This is a genomic window from Candidatus Deferrimicrobiaceae bacterium (genome assembly GCA_035256765.1).
Classification (GTDB): domain Bacteria; phylum Desulfobacterota; class Deferrimicrobia; order Deferrimicrobiales; family Deferrimicrobiaceae; genus CSP1-8.
This window is the reverse complement of sequence record DATEXR010000028.1, coordinates 1-1,875: the sequence shown is the minus strand read 5'-3', so window position 1 is coordinate 1,875 and position 1,875 is coordinate 1. Positions and strand designations below refer to the sequence as shown.

General features: G+C 68.1%; 3 protein-coding genes. All 3 read right to left on the bottom strand.

Translation table 11 applies throughout. The features are described 5' to 3' along the window. On the bottom strand, positions 1–800 hold an 800-nt coding region (locus VJ307_01065), incomplete at its 3' end, for a metal ABC transporter permease (protein HJX72716.1). Continuing rightward, a complete protein-coding gene (locus tag VJ307_01060; protein HJX72715.1) occupies positions 797–1,609 on the bottom strand; it encodes a metal ABC transporter ATP-binding protein in 813 nt (270 codons plus the stop codon). The genes VJ307_01060 and VJ307_01065, both read right to left, overlap by 4 nt. Beyond that, positions 1,606–1,875: metal ABC transporter substrate-binding protein (locus VJ307_01055; GenBank protein ID HJX72714.1), on the bottom strand; the 270-nt coding region annotated here is incomplete at its 5' end. The genes VJ307_01060 and VJ307_01055, both read right to left, overlap by 4 nt.

The following is a 1,875-nucleotide window of genomic DNA, read 5'->3' as shown; positions in this document are numbered from 1 at the left end:
ACGACCGTCGCTCCCGTGGCGGTGTCCAGGTAGTACGAGGCGGCGATCCCGGAAAGGCCGGAGGCGACGGCGATGGCGACGGCCCCCCAGAATGCGGAAACGGCTCCGCGGGCGATGTTGCGGGCGGATGCGGCCGGGACGACGAGCAGCGCCGTGACGAGGAGGATCCCCACCGCCCGGATGGCGGTCGTGACCACGAGGGCGACGACGAGGGCGAAGGAGATCTCCAGCGCGCGGACGGGGACGCCCATCGACTTGGCGAAACCCTCATGGACGCCGATGAGCATGATCCGGTTGAATGCGAGAAACAGGTAGGCGGCGACGCCGAAAAGAAGCGCCGCCATCCAGAGGAGCTCCGTTTCGGAGACCGCGAGGAGGTCGCCGTAGAGGTACGCCTGGAGGTTCCTCGTAAGCCCTTTTTGCGCGCTGATGACGGCGATCCCCAGCGCGATGACCGTCGAGAAGAAGACCCCGATGACGGTGTCCGGGGAAAGCTCCGTGCGTCCCTTGACCAGGGTGATCGCCCACGCCACGAACAGGCCGAAGGCGACCATCGTGAGGAGGGGGTGCACCCCGAGGAGCACGCCGATCGCCACGCCGGTGAAGGCGGAGTGCCCGATGGCGTCGGAGAAGAAGGCCATCCGGAAGTGGACGAGAGGGACGCCCACGGCCGCCGCCGCGGGGGCCACGCAGAGCAACGCCACGATCGCCCGCTTCATGAAAAGCGGCTCCGCGAAGCCGAACGGGAGAAGATGGCCCATCGCGGAGAACAGGGGAGCGAGGAGCGATTCCACGGTCATCCCTTTTTCCCCTCGCTTTCCCCGGATGCCGGGGGGCCGTGCAGGTGCCCGTGCTCCTCGGCAGGCCCGTGGCTTACGAGATGCGCTCCGCTGCCGTACATCGCCTCGAGGTTTTCCGGGGTCAGCATCGCCGTCGTGGCCCCCTGGCAGATGATCCTCCGGTTCAGACAGATGACGCGGTCGGCGTGACGGCCGACCACGGAGAGGTCGTGGCTCACGAGGAGCAGACTGAACCGGGTCTCGCTGTGAATCTTGCCGAGGAAGTCGCAGAACAGCGCCTCGCCCGAGAGGTCCACCCCGGACACGGGCTCGTCCAGGAGCAGGATGTCCGGGTTGTCGCGCAGGGCGAGGGCGAGAAGGATCCGCTGGAGTTCCCCGCCCGAGAGCTTCCCCAGGGGGCGGGAGACCAGGTGGTCCGCGTCCACGCGGGTGAGGCTCTCCCTGGCCGATCTCCTCGACCGCGCGGAGTGTCCGAAGATCACGGGATAGCGCTGGGAGGAAAGGGCGAAGAAGTCGAGCACCGTCATCGGGGTGTTCCGGTCGAAGTCGAGGCGCTGGGGGACGTATCCGATCCGGGGGGCGCCCTCTCCGTGCTCCGCGGCACGGCAGAAGCGGATCTCCCCCGTGTAGGGGACGAGCCCCAGGATGGCCAGGAGCAATGTGGTTTTTCCCGCGCCGTTCGGCCCGACGAGGGCGGTAACCTCCCCGCACCGGATGTCGGCGTTGATCCCCGAGAGGATCTCCGTCCCTCCCGCCCGCACGGAGAGATTCCGGATTTCGAGGGTGTGATGGTGTCCCGGGGCCGTCATCGGGTTCCCAACGCCTCCGCGAGGGTTTGCAGGTTCTTCCGCATGACGTCCTCGTACGCCGTCATGGCGGCGGACCCCGTAGACCCCGGGTCGAGCATGCGGACGGGGACCCCCGCCTCACGGGCGACCATCGCGGCGAGCCTCTGGGGGTATTGGGGCTCCGCGAAGACAACGGCCGCTTTCGTCTCCCGGATCGTTCGGATGAGGTCCCGCATCTCGCCGGCGGACGGCTCCTGTCCCGGCGTTTCCTCGATCCATCCCACGAT